This window comes from Variovorax sp. GW823-FHT04F07 (assembly GCF_058795995.1).
On sequence record NZ_JBXAIG010000003.1, the window covers coordinates 2,445 to 19,105 of the forward strand.

The 16,661-nt window shown below is 65.4% G+C and carries 13 protein-coding genes and 2 pseudogenes; 8 read left to right on the forward strand and 7 right to left on the reverse strand.

The features are described 5' to 3' along the window. Nucleotides 1-3,088, reverse strand: a pseudogene (locus tag AC1RAA_RS15320) (hypothetical protein); the annotation flags it as partial. A gap of 6 nt (nucleotides 3,089-3,094) precedes the next feature. Further along, nucleotides 3,095-3,175 (reverse strand): annotated as a pseudogene (locus tag AC1RAA_RS15325) (ESPR domain-containing protein); the annotation flags it as partial. A gap of 317 nt (nucleotides 3,176-3,492) precedes the next feature. Between AC1RAA_RS15325 and AC1RAA_RS15330 the strand changes: the two are divergent. Genes AC1RAA_RS15330 through AC1RAA_RS15340 form a run of 3 tightly spaced genes read left to right on the forward strand, consistent with a single transcriptional unit; the run spans nucleotide 3,493 to nucleotide 5,963 of the window. Continuing rightward, nucleotides 3,493-3,933 carry a DUF4019 domain-containing protein gene (locus tag AC1RAA_RS15330; RefSeq protein ID WP_159275661.1) on the forward strand — a complete coding sequence of 147 codons (441 nt, stop codon included), beginning with the start codon at nucleotides 3,493-3,495 and terminating at the stop codon, nucleotides 3,931-3,933. After that, nucleotides 3,930-5,072 carry a DUF2827 domain-containing protein gene (locus tag AC1RAA_RS15335; RefSeq protein ID WP_492732065.1) on the forward strand — a complete coding sequence of 381 codons (1,143 nt, stop codon included), beginning with the start codon at nucleotides 3,930-3,932 and terminating at the stop codon, nucleotides 5,070-5,072. The genes AC1RAA_RS15330 and AC1RAA_RS15335 overlap by 4 nt, the downstream gene beginning before the upstream one ends. Before the next feature lie 30 nt (nucleotides 5,073-5,102). Next, nucleotides 5,103-5,963 (forward strand): hypothetical protein, encoded by an 861-nt coding sequence (locus tag AC1RAA_RS15340; RefSeq protein ID WP_492732063.1) that lies wholly within the window; start codon nucleotides 5,103-5,105, stop codon nucleotides 5,961-5,963. A gap of 87 nt (nucleotides 5,964-6,050) precedes the next feature. Here the strand turns inward: AC1RAA_RS15340 and AC1RAA_RS15345 are convergent, their stop codons facing one another. The 5 genes from AC1RAA_RS15345 to AC1RAA_RS15365 all read right to left on the reverse strand — a co-directional run bounded on the left by AC1RAA_RS15345 (nucleotide 6,051) and on the right by AC1RAA_RS15365 (nucleotide 12,114). Further along, nucleotides 6,051-8,636: a bifunctional aconitate hydratase 2/2-methylisocitrate dehydratase gene (locus AC1RAA_RS15345; RefSeq protein ID WP_139702450.1), complete on the reverse strand. Its 2,586-nt coding sequence runs from the start codon at nucleotides 8,634-8,636 to the stop codon at nucleotides 6,051-6,053. A 93-nt stretch (nucleotides 8,637-8,729) separates the two neighbouring features. Further along, nucleotides 8,730-9,287, reverse strand: a complete 558-nt coding sequence (locus tag AC1RAA_RS15350) for a hypothetical protein (protein ID WP_062479718.1) — start codon at nucleotides 9,285-9,287, stop codon at nucleotides 8,730-8,732. Between the two features lie 23 nt (nucleotides 9,288-9,310). Beyond that, nucleotides 9,311-10,327: an HpcH/HpaI aldolase/citrate lyase family protein gene (locus AC1RAA_RS15355; protein WP_492732061.1), complete on the reverse strand. Its 1,017-nt coding sequence runs from the start codon at nucleotides 10,325-10,327 to the stop codon at nucleotides 9,311-9,313. Then, complete coding sequence (tam, locus tag AC1RAA_RS15360; protein ID WP_492732059.1) at nucleotides 10,324-11,112, reverse strand: trans-aconitate 2-methyltransferase; 789 nt, start codon at nucleotides 11,110-11,112, stop codon at nucleotides 10,324-10,326. The genes AC1RAA_RS15355 and tam overlap by 4 nt, the downstream gene beginning before the upstream one ends. A gap of 15 nt (nucleotides 11,113-11,127) precedes the next feature. Beyond that, on the reverse strand, nucleotides 11,128-12,114 hold the full coding sequence (locus AC1RAA_RS15365) for a malate dehydrogenase (protein WP_042578072.1): 987 nt from the start codon (nucleotides 12,112-12,114) through the stop codon (nucleotides 11,128-11,130). 181 nt (nucleotides 12,115-12,295) lie between these two features. On the opposite strand from AC1RAA_RS15365, the gene AC1RAA_RS15370 reads away from it, so the two are divergent. From AC1RAA_RS15370 to AC1RAA_RS15390, 5 genes are all read left to right on the forward strand, one after another. Continuing rightward, the gene (locus AC1RAA_RS15370; RefSeq protein ID WP_070062271.1) at nucleotides 12,296-13,054 is read left to right on the forward strand and encodes a GntR family transcriptional regulator; all 759 of its coding nucleotides are present in this window, start codon (nucleotides 12,296-12,298) and stop codon (nucleotides 13,052-13,054) included. A gap of 234 nt (nucleotides 13,055-13,288) precedes the next feature. Continuing rightward, entirely contained in the window at nucleotides 13,289-13,735 is a 447-nt protein-coding gene (gene sdhC / locus AC1RAA_RS15375) for a succinate dehydrogenase, cytochrome b556 subunit (protein WP_492732057.1), read from the forward strand. 13 nt (nucleotides 13,736-13,748) lie between these two features. Continuing rightward, the gene (gene sdhD / locus AC1RAA_RS15380; protein WP_062479708.1) at nucleotides 13,749-14,114 is read left to right on the forward strand and encodes a succinate dehydrogenase, hydrophobic membrane anchor protein; all 366 of its coding nucleotides are present in this window, start codon (nucleotides 13,749-13,751) and stop codon (nucleotides 14,112-14,114) included. Between the two features lie 6 nt (nucleotides 14,115-14,120). Then, on the forward strand, nucleotides 14,121-15,929 hold the full coding sequence (sdhA, locus tag AC1RAA_RS15385) for a succinate dehydrogenase flavoprotein subunit (RefSeq protein ID WP_056572028.1): 1,809 nt from the start codon (nucleotides 14,121-14,123) through the stop codon (nucleotides 15,927-15,929). 22 nt (nucleotides 15,930-15,951) lie between these two features. Continuing rightward, nucleotides 15,952-16,653 (forward strand): succinate dehydrogenase iron-sulfur subunit, encoded by a 702-nt coding sequence (locus AC1RAA_RS15390; protein ID WP_062479706.1) that lies wholly within the window; start codon nucleotides 15,952-15,954, stop codon nucleotides 16,651-16,653. Nucleotides 16,654-16,661: the final 8 nt, after the last annotated feature.

A 16,661-nucleotide genomic window follows, 5' to 3' on the forward strand; every position in this document is an offset into this window, starting at 1 on the left:
AGGTGGAGGTCGAGAGGCTGTCGATGCTGCTCGTGGCCGTGCTCAGGCCGGACGACGTGGACGTCGACAGGCTGCTCACGTTGCTGTTCGTGGTGCTCAGACCCGTCGACAGGCTCGAGATACCGCTGGTTGCAGTGCTCAGACCGCTCGAGGTGGAGGTCGAGAGGCTGTCGATGCTGCTCGTGGCCGTGCTCAGGCCGGACGACGTGGACGTCGACAGGCTGCTCACATTGCTGTTGGTCGTGCTCAGGCCCGTCGACAGACTGTTGATGCCGCTCGCAGCGGTACTCAAACCGGACGACGTGGACGTCGACAAGCTGCTGACGTTGCTGTTCGTGGTGCTCAGGCCCGTGGACAAGCTGGAGATGCCGCTGGTGGCAGTGCTCAGGCCCGACGACGTCGATGTCGACAGGCTGCTCACGTTGCTGTTCGTCGTGCTCAGGCCCGTGGACAGGCTCGAGATTCCACTGGTCGCAGTGCTCAGGCCGCTCGACGTGGACGTCGAGAGACTGTCGATGCGGCTGTTGGTCGTGCTCAGACCCGACGATGTCGAGGTCGACAAGCTACCCACGTTGCTGTTCGTGGTGCTCAAGCCCGTGGACAGGCTGGAGATGCTGCTCGTGGCCGTGCTCAGGCCGGACGAGGTCGAAGTCGACAGGCTGCTGACGCTGCTGTTGGTCGTGCTCAAGCCCGTCGACAAGCTGGAGATGCCGCTGGTCGCGGTGCTCAGACCCGACGACGTGGAGGTCGACAAGCTGCTGACGTTGCTGTTCGTCGTGCTCAAGCCCGTGGACAGGCTCGAGACTCCGCTGGTCGCCGTGCTCAGACCCGACGACGTCGACGTCGAAAGGCTGCTCACGTTGCTATTCGTAGTGCTCAGGCCTGTGGACAGGCTGGAGATGCCGCTCGTGGCCGTGCTCAGGCCGGACGACGTCGAAGTCGACAGGCTGCTGAGGTTGCTGTTGGTCGTGCTCAAGCCCGTCGACAGACTCGAGATGCCACTGGTCGCCGTGCTCAGACCACTCGACGTCGATGTCGAAAGGCTGTCGATGCGGCTGCTGCTGGTGCTCAATCCGGACGACGTGGAGGTCGACAGGCTGCTGACGTTGCTATTCGTTGTGCTCAACCCCGTGGAGAGGCTGGAGATGCCACTGGCAGCGGTGCTCAGGCCAGACGACGTGGACGTCGAGAGGCTGTCGATGCGGCTGTTGGTCGTGCTCAGACCCGACGACGTCGAAGTCGAGAGGCTGCCGACGTTGCTGTTCGTTGTGCTCAGGCCAGTCGACAGACTCGAGATGCCACTGGTCGCCGTGCTCAGACCGCTCGACGTCGATGTCGAAAGGCTGTCGATGCGGCTGCTGCTGGTGCTCAGCCCGGACGACGTAGAAGTCGACAGGCTACTGACGTTGCTGTTCGTGGTGCTCAGGCCAGTCGACAGGCTGGAGATGCCGCTGGTGGCCGTGCTCAAACCGGACGACGTCGAAGTCGACAGGCTGCTGACGTTGCTGTTGGTCGTGCTCAGGCCGCTTGAAGTCGACGTCGACAGGCTGTCGATGCGGCTGCTGCTGGTGCTCAGGCCCGACGATGTGGACGTCGACAAGCTGCCGACGTTGCTGTTCGTGGTACTCAGACCTGTGGACAGGCTGGAGATCCCGCTCGTCGCTGTGCTGAGGCCCGACGACGTCGACGTCGACAGGCTGTCGATGCGGCTGTTGGTCGTGCTGAGGCCGGTCGACGTGGAGGTCGAAAGACTGCCGACGTTGCTGTTCGTGGTGCTCAGGCCGGTCGACAGGCTCGAGATGCTGCTCGTGGCAGTGCTCAGTCCCGACGACGTCGAAGTCGACAGGCTGTTGATGCGACTGCTCGCCGTGCTCAGGCCCGACGATGTGGATGTCGACAGGCTGGCGACGTTGCTGTTCGTGGTGCTCAGGCCCGTCGACAAGCTGGAAATGCCGCTGGTCGCCGTACTCAAACCGCTCGACGTGGAAGTCGACAGGCTGTCCAGTTCGCTGTTCACCGTACTCAAGCCCGTGGACAGGCTCGAGATGCCGCTGGTCGCCGTGCTCAAACCGGTCGATGTGGAGGTCGAGAGGCTGTTGAGGCGGCTGTTGGTCGTGCTCAGGCCGGACGACGTGGACGTCGACAGGCTGCTCACGTTGCTGTTCGTGGTGCTCAGGCCGGTCGACAGGCTGGAGATGCCGCTCGATGTCGAAGTCGACAGGCTGCTGACATTGCTGTTCGTTGTACTCAGCCCTGACGACGTCGAGGTCGACAGACTGTTGACGCGGCTGTTGGCGGTACTCAGCCCCGAGGACGTGGAGGTCGACAGCGACCCCACCGTGCTGGCGACCGAGTACAACTGGCTGCCATTGATCGCATCGGTCGAGGTGGAGGTCACCTGGCCCGCCGCCACATTGGTGATCTGGCGCTCAGCGCCCGCCGAACCAACGCTCACGACACTGGTCGGTGTGGCGCCGGCAAACCCGCCCAGCACAACCCCGTTGACCGTCGCATTGGCAGTCGGAACCGCCGCGGCGGTCACGCTGTTACTACCAAGCGCGACGCTGTTGTCGTTGCCGGCGCTGGCTCCCGTGCCGATCGCCACGGCGTTGGCGCCGGCGCTCTTCGCGCCGCCATCCACCGTCAGGTTGCCGCCGATGGCCACGCTGTTCGTTCCGCTGGCATTTGTCGCCCGGCCGATGGCCACGGCCTGCTCGCCCGACGCGACCGAGCCACCGTTGCCGGTTCCGTCCCCGCCCCCTACCGCGACCGATGAAGTCCCGCTGGCCTTGGCGTCGTTGCCCAGGGCGTAAGCCCCTTTGCCCGAGGCTTTGGCACCAGAGCCGATTGCCGTCGAGCTGTGAGAGCTCGCCTGGGCGTTGTTCCCGATCGCGAGAGAGTAATCAGCAATTGCATACGCACTGTTGTTGCCCGACGTGCCGCTGCCATTGCCATTGCCAATGGCGATGGCATTGGTCACCGAGTTCGGTGCGTACCCGCCGCCGAGCTGATAGGAAGCGTGTCCCCCCGTCGCGACAGCCATGAGCGTCGCCGCGGCGACTGCCGCTCGAACCAGCTTCGATGTGCTCTTCTTTCCCCTCGCCGAAGTGATTTCAGACGCCGCAACCCAGGCCCCCAGGGCTTCATTCCAGATACTTCGGTAAGACTTGTTCATATTCTTCGAGCTCGGTTCACAGAGGGCGGGCGCGGTATCAACGGCGGAGGAAGGCAACGACCGCCCGCGGTTCGTCGCCCCAGCCAGGGTCGTAGTTACCCTGACGTTCACAATGGACGCGGTAATGTACGCAGCCGTTTACATTTGCAGCCATTTCGGTCTACCGGAAACCGTGAAATGATGATTTAGTTCACAAACTTTCACGATTGGCGACAAATCCGGGCGCGGCGATGTCGCTGTGGAACGTCGATCCGAACGCCCCGCCTAGAATCGCCGCCGCTGTCTGTCACAGCGGTTTTCCTCACAAAAGGTGCCCAATGAAGCCGTTTCTCCCCCGTTTCCTGGCCGCATGCACGCTGGCCCTGGCCGGTTCCTGCGCCCTGGCGCAGGACGGCAACTCCGCCGACGAACTCGTCCAGGCGGGCCTCAGCAGCCTCAAGCAGATCGACGAAAACCGGGCAGGAGAGATATGGGATACCGCGTCGGCGTTTGTGAAGACTCGCTTTCCCAAGGCCGAATTCGTTGCCAACACGCAACGCTCGCGCCAGACCGTGGGCGTCGTGGCCCGCCGTGACTGGGCCAGCGTGACCCGCATCCGCTACCTGGACGACAGCACCGGCATCCCTGCAGGCCTGTACGCCAACGTCGACTTCGCCACCCGCCTGACCAACGACAAGACCGTCTTCGAAAAAGTCAGCTTCCGCCTCGAACCCCAAGGCTGGCGCCTGACCGGCTACGTCCCCCGCGAAAACCAATGACCACCGCCTCGGGTGCCGGCCTGCGCATCGGCATCACGATCGGCCTTCACCACGAGGCCGAGACCCTCTGGAACAACGGCATCAAGCAGAACGCCGTGTTCCTGGCAGAGGCGCTGAAGCACTGCCCGAGCGTCGCCTCGGTGGTGCTGGTCAACACCACCGCCACGCCCATCACCCCCGCCCTGCCCTGGGACCAGGCCCGCTGGCCGACCGTGACCTTCGAGGCGGCCAAGGACAGCGTGGACGTGCTGATCGAGCTGGGCGGCCAGATTGACGCCGACCAGACCGATCACCTCAAGCGCCGCGGCGCGCGGCTGGTGTCGTACTGTTGCGGCTTCGAGTACGTGCACGCGATGGAGTCGATGCTGTTCGGCAAGCCGCTGTGGGGCCGCAACCTGTTCATCAACCAGCGCTACGACGACATCTGGATGGTTCCGCAGGTGGCCCACATCAGCCAGCCGTACTTCGAGGTGCTGCGCCGCGCCGAGGCGCGCGCCGTGCCCTTCGTCTGGAGCCCGGTGTTCCTGCAAGAGCGCACCCGCGCCCTGCCCGACGGCGGCGCCTACCAGCCACGCAGCGGCCCGCGGCGGCTCAGCGTGATGGAGCCAAACATCAACGTCGTGAAGTTCTGCGTCTACCCCATCCTGATCGCCGAGCTGGCCTACCGTGCCCGGCCCGACGCGATCGGGCTGCTGCAGGTCACGAACGTGGAGCGCATGGCCAAGGACAGCATGGAGTTCATCACGCTGATGAACCAGCTCGACCTGGTGCGCCAGCATAAGGCGGTCTTCCTGGGCCGGCACGAAACCCCGGTGTTCCTGGCGCAGAACACCGACATCGTGGTCTCCCACCAGTGGGAGAACCCGCTCAACTACTTCTACCTCGAGACCTGCTGGCAGGGCTATCCGCTGGTGCACAACGCCCACCTGTGCGTGGACCTGGGCTACTACTACGCAGAAAACGACGTGGCCGCAGGCAGCGCCCGCGTGCTCGAGGCCATCGACGGGCACGACGCGCAGGCCCAGGCCTACCGCGACCGGCAGCGCGCGCTCATCGCGCGCTACCTGCCCGGCGACGCGGCGGCCACGCAGACCTACGACACCCTGCTGCAGGGCCTGATGCAGCGCCCTGCCCGCTAGCCAGCCCCTCGTCCCACGGAGCCCCCTCGCATGCTCGACCCGTCCGAACTCCGGAACTTCTACCCCGTGATCGTGACGCCGAGCCACGACGGCAAGTTCTTCCAGAACTACGTGGCATCGCTGCTGAACTTCACCGTGAGCGCCGAGCGTGCCGGCATGAAGGTGCAGGTGCTGATGCACCAGGGCGAAAGCCTGGTCACGCGCGCGCGCAACAACTGCGTGGCCCAGTTCCTAGCCAACACCGAGTGGACCCACCTGTTCTGGATCGACGCAGACATCGGCTTCTCGGCCGAGGCGGCGTTCCGCCTGCTGCTGTCGGGCTACGACATCGCCGCCGGCGTCTACCCGCTCAAGCGCGAAGACTGGCCAGCCGGCGGCGTGGCGGCCGGCACCACGCAGCAGCAGTTCGAGGCCGCGTTCACGCGCTACACAGTCAATGCCAAGGCCGAAGAAGGCGCATCGCAGATCGAGCTCGAGGTGCAGCCCGACGGCTTCATGAAGATGACCGAGGCGCCCACGGGCTTCATGGCGATCCGGCGCCAGGTGTTCGAGCGGCTCATGGCCGCCTACCCCGACCTGCAGTACGTGCCCGACAGCATCGGCGAAGCCGACCGCGGGCTGCACTACCGCTTCTTCGACGTGATGGTCGACCCGGTCACGCGGCGCTACCTGTCGGAAGACTACGGCTTCTGCCGGCTGTGGTCGGGGCTGGGCGAGTCGATCTACATCGATGCCAACTCGAACCTGACCCACCAGGGCGCCAAGCTGTACCGCGGCGATTTCGCCCATTCGCTGCAGGCCTCGCTGCCCTACGCGGTGGGCGGCCCCGCCGGCATGGCGATGGTGCTGAAGGGCCAGGAGCACCTGAAGCCGAATCCGCCGCCGGGCTGACACCGACAGCGAACGCCCATGAAAAAGCCCCGCCGAAGCGGGGCTTTTTCATGAGGCCGGCGAATCGCTCGCCGGCTGCAACGACCCTCAGGCCGTGACCGTGTCCGCCACGCCCTTGTAGTCCTCGATCTTGTCGAAGTTCAGGTACTGGTAGATCTGCGCGCTGGACGCGTCGATCACGCCCGTGGCGGCCATGTACTCCTCGCGGGTCGGGATGCGACCCAGGCGCGAGCAGATGGCGGCCAGTTCGGCCGAGCCCAGGTACACGTTCGTGTTCTTGCCCAGGCGGTTCGGGAAGTTGCGGGTGCTGGTCGACATCACCGTCGCGCCTTCGCGCACCTGTGCCTGGTTGCCCATGCACAGCGAGCAGCCCGGCATTTCGGTGCGCGCGCCGGCGTTGCCGAACACGCCGTAGTGGCCTTCTTCGGTGAGCTGCTGCGCGTCCATCTTGGTCGGCGGTGCGATCCACAGCTTGACCGGGATGTCGCGCTTGCCTTCGAGCAGCTTCGACGCGGCGCGGAAGTGGCCGATGTTGGTCATGCACGAGCCGATGAACACTTCGTCGATGGTGGCACCGGCCACGTCGCTCAGCGTCTTCACGTCGTCCGGGTCGTTCGGGCAGGCCACGATGGGTTCGTGGATCTCGGCCAGGTCGATCTCGATGACGGCCGCGTACTCGGCGTCGGCATCGCCCTTGAGCAACTGCGGATCCTTGAGCCAGGCTTCCTGCGCGGCGATGCGGCGTGCCAGCGTGCGGGCGTCGGCGTAGCCTTCGGCAATCATCCACTTCATCAGCGTGATGTTGCTGTTGATGTACTCCTGGATCGGTTCCTTGTTCAGGTGCACCGTGCAGCCGGCGGCCGAGCGTTCGGCCGAGGCGTCGCTCAGCTCGAAAGCTTGTTCGACCTTCAGGTCGGGCAGGCCTTCGATCTCGAGGATGCGGCCCGAAAAGATGTTCTTCTTGCCTTGCTTGGCCACGGTCAGCAGGCCCGACTTGATGGCGTACAGCGGAATGGCGTTGACCAGGTCGCGCAGCGTGACGCCGGGCTGCATCTTGCCCTTGAAGCGCACGAGCACCGACTCGGGCATGTCCAGCGGCATCACGCCGGTGGCGGCCGCAAAGGCCACGAGGCCGGAGCCTGCGGGGAAGCTGATGCCGATGGGGAAGCGGGTGTGGCTGTCGCCGCCCGTGCCCACGGTGTCGGGCGTCAGCAGGCGGTTGAGCCAGCTGTGGATCACGCCGTCGCCCGGACGCAGCGACACGCCGCCGCGGTTGGCCATGAACTCGGGCAGTTCGTGGTGCATCTTGACGTCGACCTTCTTGGGGTACGCCGCTGTGTGGCAGAACGACTGCATCACGAGGTCGGCCGAGAAGCCCAGGCAGGCCAAGTCCTTCAGTTCGTCGCGGGTCATCGGGCCGGTGGTGTCCTGCGAGCCGACCGAGGTCATCTTGGGTTCGCAGTACGTGCCCGGACGCACGCCCTGGCCTTCGGGCAGGCCGCAGGCGCGACCGACCATCTTCTGTGCCAGCGAGAAGCCCTTCTTGGTGTCGACCGGGCTTTGCGGCAGGCGGAACAGCGTGGAGACGGGCAGGCCCAGGGCCTCGCGCGCCTTGGCGGTCAGGCCGCGGCCGATGATCAGCGGAATGCGGCCGCCGGCGCGCACTTCGTCGAACAGCACGTCGCTCTTGACCTGGAATTCGGCGATGACCTGGCCGTCCTTCAGGGCCTTGCCTTCGTAGGGGCGCAGCTCGACCACGTCGCCCATGTTCATCTGCGTCACGTCGAGCTCGATGGGCAGTGCGCCCGAGTCTTCCATCGTGTTGTAGAAGATGGGAGCAATCTTGCCGCCGAGGCAGACGCCGCCGAAACGCTTGTTCGGCACGAAGGGAATGTCTTCGCCGGTGAACCACAGCACCGAGTTGGTGGCGCTCTTGCGCGACGAACCCGTGCCGACCACGTCGCCGGCGTAGGCCACGAGGTGGCCGCGCGCGCGCAGGTCTTCGATGAATTTCACCGGGCCGCGCTTGCCGTCTTCTTCAGGGACGATGCCGGGGCGGGCGTTCTTGTGCATCGCCAGGGCGTGCATCGGAATGTCGGGACGCGTCGTCGCATCAGGAGCGGGCGACAGGTCGTCGGTGTTGATTTCGCCAGCCACCTTGAAGATGCTGACGGTGATGCTCTGCGGCACTTCGGGGCGGCTGGTGAACCACTCGGCGTCGGCCCAGCTTTGCAGCACGCCCTTGGCGTGGGCGTTGCCCTTGTCGGCCTTTTCCTTGACGTCGTGGAACTGGTCGAACATCAGCAGGGTCTTCTTCAGGCCTTCGGCTGCGACAGCGCCGACTTCGGCGTCATCCAGCAGGTCGATCATGGGGCTGATGTTGTAGCCGCCGAGCATGGTGCCGAGCAGTTCAGTGGCGCGGGCGCGCGAGATGAACGCGTTCTTCTCGGTGCCGTGGGCCACGGCCGCGAGGTAGCTCGCCTTGACCTTGGCGGCGTCGTCGACGCCGGCGGGCACACGGTAGGTGAGCAGGTCCAGCAGGAAGGCGCCGTCCTTGGCGTTCGCGCTCTTCAGGAGCTCGATCGCTTCGGCGGTCTGCTTCGCGCTCAGGGGCAGCGGCGGGATACCGAGCGCGGCGCGTTCGGCAACATGATCAACGTAGGCTTGCAACATCTTCTTTTCTCCGGAAACTAGGCTATCGGGCGTGCGCTGCGGTCTCAAGCGGCCAAGCAAGAGCCGCGCCGCACCCCGGGTTCGGTGCTCTTCTTACTTCTTGGCTGCGTCGGCACCTTCGAAAAGGGCCTTCGGCGGGTTCTTCTTCATCTCGTCGGCAAAGGCGACCTGGGCGGCGGTCTGGCATTCGTCGGCAATGCGCAGGCCGGCCTTCTGGTTCATCAGCATCGACTTGTTGCCCAGCTGGAGCCACATGGCGCCGGCACGCGGGTCTTCGAGGCGGATGGCGCCGGTGCGGCTTTCGACCGGGTGCATGCGGTACTTCAGGCCCTTGGTGGTCACGGTGAAGAAGCCGGGCTTCTTCTCGTCGGGCGTGACGGTCACGTCGGCGCCGAGTTCGCACTGGGCCTTGCCGATGGACACGCGCTGCGCCACGGCCAGGTCGGACTCGGACAGCACGATGTTGGTGTCGTCGGCGATCGGCGTGACCTCTTCGACAGCCTTGGCCGCCTTGCGGGTGACCTGGCGCTTCGGCGGGGTCTTCTTGGCTTCGGCCTTGGCCGCGGCCGGCTTGGTGGCGGTGGCGTTCTGGGCCACGGCGGCGAAAGGCAGGGCCAGCGCAACGGCGGCGATCAGTGCAATTTTCTTCATGAGCGGGGTTCCTTCAGGCTGATTCAGTGGGTTTCAGGAGACCGCGATGCAAACCAGGCTTTCGCCTCGGAGGGCAACGCGCGCCCTGTTGCGTGGGCGCGCGTCAGGACCTGCCAGAAGTGGCGGTAGCTCGCGCGGTCGTGCAATGTGCCATCAATTTGTGTCGGTGCCCAATCCGCGTCTGCGGCTTTTGTAATGATTTTTGTGGCAATTTGAATCTGCGCCTCGTCGGGCGCGAAGGCCTCGAGGATCGGCCGGATCTGGTTCGGGTGGATGCTCCACATGCGCGTGTAGCCGAATTCGGTGGCCGCCTTGCGGGCCGCCAGGCGCATCGCCTCGGTGTCGTTGAACTCGGTGACCACGCAATGCGAGGGCACCTTGCCGTAGGCATGCGCCGCCGAGGCCAGTGCCAGCTTGGCGCGCACGACCAGCGGGTGGCTGAACTGCCCCGCCGCGCCCATGCCGTCGGCGGGAATGGCGCCGGCATGCGCCGACACGAAATCCATCAGGCCGAAGCTCAGCGACTGCACGCGCGGATGCGCGGCAATTTCGAAGGCGTTGTGCACCGCCAGGGGCGATTCGATGAGCACGTGCAGCGGCAACGCGGCGGCATCGGCCGCGTCGAGCGCGGCAACAGCCTGACACACATCGGCCACGGATTCGACCTTGGGCATCATGAGGTGGCTCAGCCGCTGGCCGGCGCGTCCGGCGATGGTGACCACGTCGCCAGCGAATGCGGGGTGATCGACGGGATGCACGCGCACGCCGACGCGCATGCCGGGCTTCGCGGCCAGCGCGAGCTCGGTGACGAGCGCGGCATGCTCCGCCTCGCCGCCGACCGGGGCGCCGTCTTCGCAGTCGAGGGTGACGTCGAACACGCAGGCGCCGAACTCCTGCGCCATCTCGGCCTGGAGCGCGAGGCTCTTCTTCATGCGGGCTTCGACGCCGCTGTAGTGGTCGCACACCGGCAGGGTCACGGCGCCGGCCTGTGCGCCGAGCAGCACGTCCGCGGGATGGGCAGCGGCGGTCTTCGTCGTCATGCGTCTTTTTTCTTGTGCGCCACGATGAACATGCGCGGGAATGCAAGCAGGCGCTTGCCGTCGGTGCGCACCGGGTAGGCCTCGTTGACCCGGCGTTCGTATTCGGCGAGATAGCTCGCCTGCAGATCGGGCGGCAACCGGTCGACGAAGGGCTTCAGGCCCGTGCCGCGCACCCATTCGACGATGGAAGCGGCATCGGCCATGCGGTGCTGATAAATGGTGTGCCAGACATCGACGTTGGCCGCCTGCGGCGCCAGCAGGTCGTAGTAACCGCCGAGCGGCAGCAACAAGGTGCGCAGCTTGTCGGCGTCGCCGATGGGCTCAGCCCAGGGCGCTTCGGCCGCCACCGCACGCATCAGGCGGTGCGTGGGCTCCTGGCGGTTGTCGGGCATCTGGACGGCGAGCACGCCGCCCGGGGCCAGCGCGTCGAACAGGCGGGGGATCAGCGTCTCGTGATCCGGCACCCATTGCAGGGACGCGTTGGCATAAATGAGATCGGGCGCTTCTGTTTCACGCGGCGCCCAGGTCGCGATGTCGCTCAACTCGAAGCGCGCCGCCGGCAGGCGCTCGCGCGCGCTGACCAACATGGCTTCGGAGTTGTCGGTGCCCGTGACTTGCGCCTTCGGGAACCGACGTGCCAGCAGCTCGGTGGAATTGCCCGGACCGCATCCGAGGTCGACCACATGGGCGGCCTCGGCAAGCGGGACCCGCGCCAGGAGTTCCTGTGCGGGCCGGGTGCGCTCGTCCTCGTAGCGACGGTAGAGCGCGGGGTTCCAGTCGAGCATGCTGGCGGGTTTGCTTTACAGCAGGTGGGCGACGCCGGCGCGTTCGCCTTCGAGCTCTTCGAGCGTCTTGTTGATGCGCTCCTGGCTGAAGGCGTCGATCTCGAGGCCTTCGACCAGCTTGTACTCACCGTTTTCGCAGGTGACCGGGAAGCCGAACATCACGTCCTTCGGAATGCCGTACTGGCCGTCCGACGGGATGCCCATCGTGACCCACTTGCCGTTGGTGCCCAGGGCCCAGTCGCGCATGTGGTCGATGGCGGCGTTGGCAGCCGAAGCCGCCGACGACAGGCCGCGTGCTTCGATGATGGCCGCGCCGCGCTTGCCGACGGTCGGCAGGAAGGTGTTGGCGTTCCATTCCTGGTCGTTGATCATCTTGGCGACGCTTTCGCCGTTGATGGTCGCAAAGCGGTAGTCGGCGTACATCGTGGGCGAGTGGTTGCCCCAGACGGTGAGCTTCTCGATGTCGGCCACGGCCTTGCCGGTCTTGGCAGCGATCTGGCTGGCAGCGCGGTTGTGGTCCAGGCGCAGCATGGCGGTGAAGTTCTTGCGCGGCAGGTCCGGTGCCGACTTCATGGCGATGTAGGCGTTGGTGTTGGCGGGGTTGCCGACGACCAGCACCTTCACGTTGCGCGAGGCGACGGCGTTCAGCGCCTTGCCCTGTGCCGTGAAGATGGCGCCGTTGACGGCCAGCAGCTCGGCACGTTCCATGCCGGGGCCGCGGGGGCGCGAACCGACCAGCAGGGCGTAGTCGGCGTCCTTGAAGGCGGTCATCGGGTCGCCGTGGGCCTCCATGCCGGCCAGCAGCGGGAAGGCGCAGTCGTCGAGCTCCATCATCACGCCCTTGAGCGCCTTCTGGGCCTTCTCGTCGGGGATTTCGAGCAGTTGCAGGATGACCGGCTGGTCTTTGCCGAGCATTTCGCCGGAAGCGATACGGAACAACAGGGCGTAACCGATTTGACCGGCGGCACCGGTAACGGCAACGCGGACAGGCTTTTTGCTCATGGGAAGACTCCAGAAGGTGGTGAAACGGGTTAGCGCTCTCGTGGGGCGCCGCGGTCCAGCGGGGGGAAGCTTTCCCGCGGCGCGGGACCGGCCAGCATTTTAAGCCGATTCGACAAAGGCCGTCTTATGTCTTATATAAGATATCCTCTGGGGGTCCGCCACGGCGCACCCCACCGCTGCCATGAACACGCCCTCCACCCTCGACGAGCCCACGACGCCGTCCTTCAGTCCGCTCTACCAGCAGATCAAGACCCTGATCCTGCAGAGCCTGCAGGCCGGCGAGTGGAAGCCGGGCGAGCCCATCCCCAGCGAGATGGACCTGGCCGTGCGGTACCGCGTGAGCCAAGGCACGGTGCGCAAGGCGATCGACGAGCTGGCGGCCGAAAACCTGGTGGTGCGCCGCCAGGGCAAGGGCACCTTCGTGGCCACGCATGCCGAGCAGCATGTGCAGTACCGTTTTCTCAAGCTCGTGCCCGACGCCGGCAGCCCGAGCGCCGAAGGCCCGGCCGAGCGCACCATCGTCGACTGCAAGCGCCTGCGCGCCTCGGCCGACGTGGCGCGTGCGCTGAGCCTGCGCACCGGCGACGCCGTGCTGCAGGTGCGCCGCGTGCTCGCCTACGGCGGCGTGCCGACCATCCTCGAAGACCTCTGGCTGCCCGGCGCGCCCTTCAAGGGACTCACGGCCGACCGGCTGCGTGCCTGGCCCGGTCCGATGTACGCGATGTTCGAGACCGAGTTCGGCGTACGCATGGTGCGCGCCGAAGAAAAGATCCGCGCCGTGCTGCCCGATGCCGAACAGGCGCAGCTGCTCGACGTGCCGCTGCAGATGCCGCTGTTGAGCGTGGAGCGCGTGGCGCACACGTACCACGACATGCCGATGGAACTGCGCCGCGGCCTGTACCGCACCGACACCCACCACTACCGCAACCAGCTGGGCTGATCCGATGGCGCCGAAGAACCTCGCCCGCGCGGGCACAAACGCGCACACTCAGCCCGCGCAACGCAGCCTCGAGCCCCGAGCATCCGACTGCCGCAGTGCGTTGACTCCTGCGCGTCCGATGCGCGATGGTGCATTGCAATAGAATTTTGCGTTGTTTGCATTCCGCAGAAGAAACAAAAGCGTTCGCTCTCAGAACAAGCCAACAAGTCACAAAGCCACGAAAGCCATCTCCCTATGACAGAGCTTGCAACTCCCCCCCGGCCGCCGCGTCGCGAATTCCGGAACATCAACGCCTTCACCGATCTCACGACCTACCGGCTGCCGCCGGCCGGCATCGTGTCGATCCTGCACCGCGTGAGCGGTGTGCTGATGTTCCTGCTGATGCCCTTCATCATCTGGATGTTCGACACCTCGCTGTCATCTGACTATTCGTTCGCGAAATTCAAGTCTGCTTTCAACATCGGCGTCGGCTTCGCTCCGGGATGGTTCTTCAAGCTCGTCGCACTGGCGCTCATCTGGGCCTACCTGCACCACTTCATCGCCGGCCTGCGTCACCTCTGGATGGACGTGAGCCACTCCGCCGTGACCAAGGAGTTCGGCCACAGCTCGGCCATCTTCACGCTGCTCGCGAGCATCATCCTCACGCTGGTGCTTGGCGCCAAGCTGTTCGGCCTGTACTGAGAAGGAGCCACCCATGTCTGTGAATTACGGCTCCAAGCGCATCGTCGTCGGCGCGCACTACGGTCTGCGCGACTGGCTCAGCCAACGCATCACCGGCGCCCTGATGGCGCTGTTCACGATCATCCTGCTCGCACAGCTGATCTTCTCGCGCGGCCCCATCGGTTACGACCTGTGGGCCGGCATCTTCGCCGCACAGTGGATGAAGGTCCTGACCTTCTCCGTGATCGTTGCCCTGCTCTATCACGTGTGGGTCGGCATGCGCGACGTGTGGATGGACTACGTCCAGCCTGTCGCCATCCGTCTCGTGCTGCAAGTTTTCACCATCGTCTGGCTTGTCGGTTGTGCGGGTTGGGCCATTCAAGTGCTTTGGAAGATCTGACCCACCATGACCTACACAAAAGAAAACATCACCAAGCGCAAGTTCGACGTCGTGATCGTCGGTGCCGGCGGCTCCGGCATGCGCGCCTCGCTGCAACTCGCCCGTGCCGGCCTCAACGTGGCCGTGCTTTCCAAGGTGTTCCCGACCCGTTCGCACACCGTCGCGGCCCAGGGTGGCGTGGGCGCCTCGCTCGGCAACATGAGCGAGGACAACTGGCACTACCACTTCTACGACACGATCAAGGGTTCCGACTGGCTCGGCGACCAGGACGCGATCGAGTTCATGTGCCGTGAAGCACCGAAGGTCGTGTACGAGCTCGAACACTTCGGCATGCCCTTCGACCGCAACCCCGACGGCACGATCTACCAGCGTCCGTTCGGCGGCCACACGGCCAACTACGGCGAGAAGGCCGTGCAGCGCGCCTGCGCCGCGGCCGACCGCACCGGCCACGCGATGCTGCACACGCTCTACCAGAAGAACGTCGAAGCCCGCACCCAGTTCTTCGTCGAATGGATGGCGCTCGACCTCATCCGTGACGACGAAGGCGACGTGGTCGGTGTCACGGCCCTCGAGATGGAAACCGGCGACCTGCACATCCTGCAGGCCAAGACCGTGCTGCTGGCCACCGGCGGCGCAGGCCGCATCTTCGGTGCGTCCACCAACGCGTTCATCAACACCGGCGACGGCCTGGGCATGGCCGCACGTTCGGGCATCCCGCTGCAGGACATGGAGTTCTGGCAGTTCCACCCCACCGGCGTGGCCGGCGCGGGCGTGCTGCTGACCGAAGGCTGCCGCGGCGAAGGCGCCATCCTGCTGAACAGCAACGGCGAACGCTTCATGGAGCGCTATGCGCCCACCCTGAAGGACCTGGCCCCGCGCGACTTCGTGTCGCGCTCGATGGACCAGGAAATCAAGGAAGGCCGTGGCTGTGGTCCCAACAAGGACTACATCCACATGAAGCTGGACCACCTGGGCGCCGACACCATCCACAAGCGGCTGCCGTCGGTCTACGAGATCGGCATCAACTTCGCCAACGTCGACGTCACCAAGGAACCGATTCCCGTGGTGCCCACCATCCACTACCAGATGGGCGGCATTCCGACGAACATCAACGGCCAGGTCGTCATCCAGAAGGGTGAAGACAACAGCGCCGTGGTCAACGGCCTGTACGCGGTGGGCGAATGCTCCTGCGTGAGCGTGCACGGCGCCAACCGCCTGGGCACCAACTCGCTGCTCGACCTCCTGGTGTTCGGCCGCGCGGCCGGCAACCACATCGTCGAGTTCAACGACAAGCTCAAGGAACACAAGGAACTGCCCAAGGATGCGGCCGACCGCACCCTGCAGCGCCTGAACGAACTCGAAGCCTCCACCGGCGGCGAGTACGCCCAGGACGTGGCCGGCGAGATCCGCGCCGTCATGCAGCAGCATGCCGCCGTGTTCCGCAAGCAGGCCTCGATGGACGAAGGCGTGGTCAAGATCGCCGCCGTGCGCGAGCGCGTCAAGTCGATCGGCCTGAAGGACAAGTCCAAGGTGTTCAACACCGCCCGCATCGAAGCGCTGGAAGTCGACAACCTGATCGAAGTGGCGCAGGCCACCATGGTCTCGGCCGCCGCCCGCAAGGAATGCCGCGGCGCCCACACGGTGGAAGACTACGAGCGTCCCGCGGACGACCCGGTCGCACCGCTTGGCCGCGACGACGCCAACTGGATGAAGCACACGCTCTGGTACAGCGCGGACAACCGCCTCTCGTACAAGCCCGTCAAGCTGCAGCCGCTGACGGTGGCATCCGTGCCGCCCAAGGTCCGCACGTTCTAAGAATATTTACAAGGTCCATACGATGAAGCGCACATTCCAGATCTACCGCTACGACCCGGACAAGGACGCCAAGCCCTACATGCAGACGGTCGAGGTCGAACTCGACGGCCACGAACGCATGCTGCTGGACGCCCTGATGAAGCTCAAGGCGCAGGATCCCACGCTGTCGTTCCGCCGCTCGTGCCGCGAAGGCGTCTGCGGCTCCGACGCGATGAACATCAACGGCAAGAACGGTCTGGCCTGCCTGACCAACATGAACACGCTCAAGGGCACCGTCGTGCTCAAGCCGCTGCCGGGCCTGCCCGTCATCCGCGACCTGATCGTCGACATGACCCAGTTCTTCAAGCAGTACAACTCGATCAAGCCGTACCTGCAGAACGACACCGTGCCGCCCGAGAAGGAGCGTCTGCAGTCGCCCGAAGAGCGTGAAGAGCTCGACGGCCTGTACGAGTGCATCCTGTGCGCGAGCTGCTCCACGAGCTGCCCGAGCTTCTGGTGGAACCCCGACAAGTTCGTCGGCCCGGCCGGCCTGCTGCAGGCCTACCGCTTCATCGCCGACAGCCGCGACGAAGCCACCGCCGAGCGCCTGGACAACCTGGAAGACCCGTACCGCCTGTTCCGCTGCCACACGATCATGAACTGCGTGGACGTGTGCCCGAAGAGCCTGAACCCGACCAAGGCCATCGGCAAGATCAAGGAACTGATGGTGCGTCGCGCCATCTGACGGTTTTT

Bases quoted from the DNA above. Each gene is read 5' to 3' on its own strand.
- AC1RAA_RS15330 (WP_159275661.1), top strand. From the start codon at position 3,493: ATGAAGCCGTTTCTCCCCCGTTTCCTGGCCGCATGCACGCTGGCCCTG.
- sdhD (WP_062479708.1), top strand. From the start codon at position 13,749: ATGTCTGTGAATTACGGCTCCAAGCGCATCGTCGTCGGCGCGCACTAC.
- AC1RAA_RS15370 (WP_070062271.1), top strand. From the start codon at position 12,296: ATGAACACGCCCTCCACCCTCGACGAGCCCACGACGCCGTCCTTCAGT.
- tam (WP_492732059.1), bottom strand. From the start codon at position 11,112: ATGCTCGACTGGAACCCCGCGCTCTACCGTCGCTACGAGGACGAGCGC.
- sdhA (WP_056572028.1), top strand. From the start codon at position 14,121: ATGACCTACACAAAAGAAAACATCACCAAGCGCAAGTTCGACGTCGTG.
- AC1RAA_RS15390 (WP_062479706.1), top strand. From the start codon at position 15,952: ATGAAGCGCACATTCCAGATCTACCGCTACGACCCGGACAAGGACGCC.
- AC1RAA_RS15335 (WP_492732065.1), top strand. From the start codon at position 3,930: ATGACCACCGCCTCGGGTGCCGGCCTGCGCATCGGCATCACGATCGGC.
- AC1RAA_RS15350 (WP_062479718.1), bottom strand. From the start codon at position 9,287: ATGAAGAAAATTGCACTGATCGCCGCCGTTGCGCTGGCCCTGCCTTTC.
- AC1RAA_RS15340 (WP_492732063.1), top strand. From the start codon at position 5,103: ATGCTCGACCCGTCCGAACTCCGGAACTTCTACCCCGTGATCGTGACG.
- AC1RAA_RS15345 (WP_139702450.1), bottom strand. From the start codon at position 8,636: ATGTTGCAAGCCTACGTTGATCATGTTGCCGAACGCGCCGCGCTCGGT.
- AC1RAA_RS15355 (WP_492732061.1), bottom strand. From the start codon at position 10,327: ATGACGACGAAGACCGCCGCTGCCCATCCCGCGGACGTGCTGCTCGGC.
- AC1RAA_RS15365 (WP_042578072.1), bottom strand. From the start codon at position 12,114: ATGAGCAAAAAGCCTGTCCGCGTTGCCGTTACCGGTGCCGCCGGTCAA.
- sdhC (WP_492732057.1), top strand. From the start codon at position 13,289: ATGACAGAGCTTGCAACTCCCCCCCGGCCGCCGCGTCGCGAATTCCGG.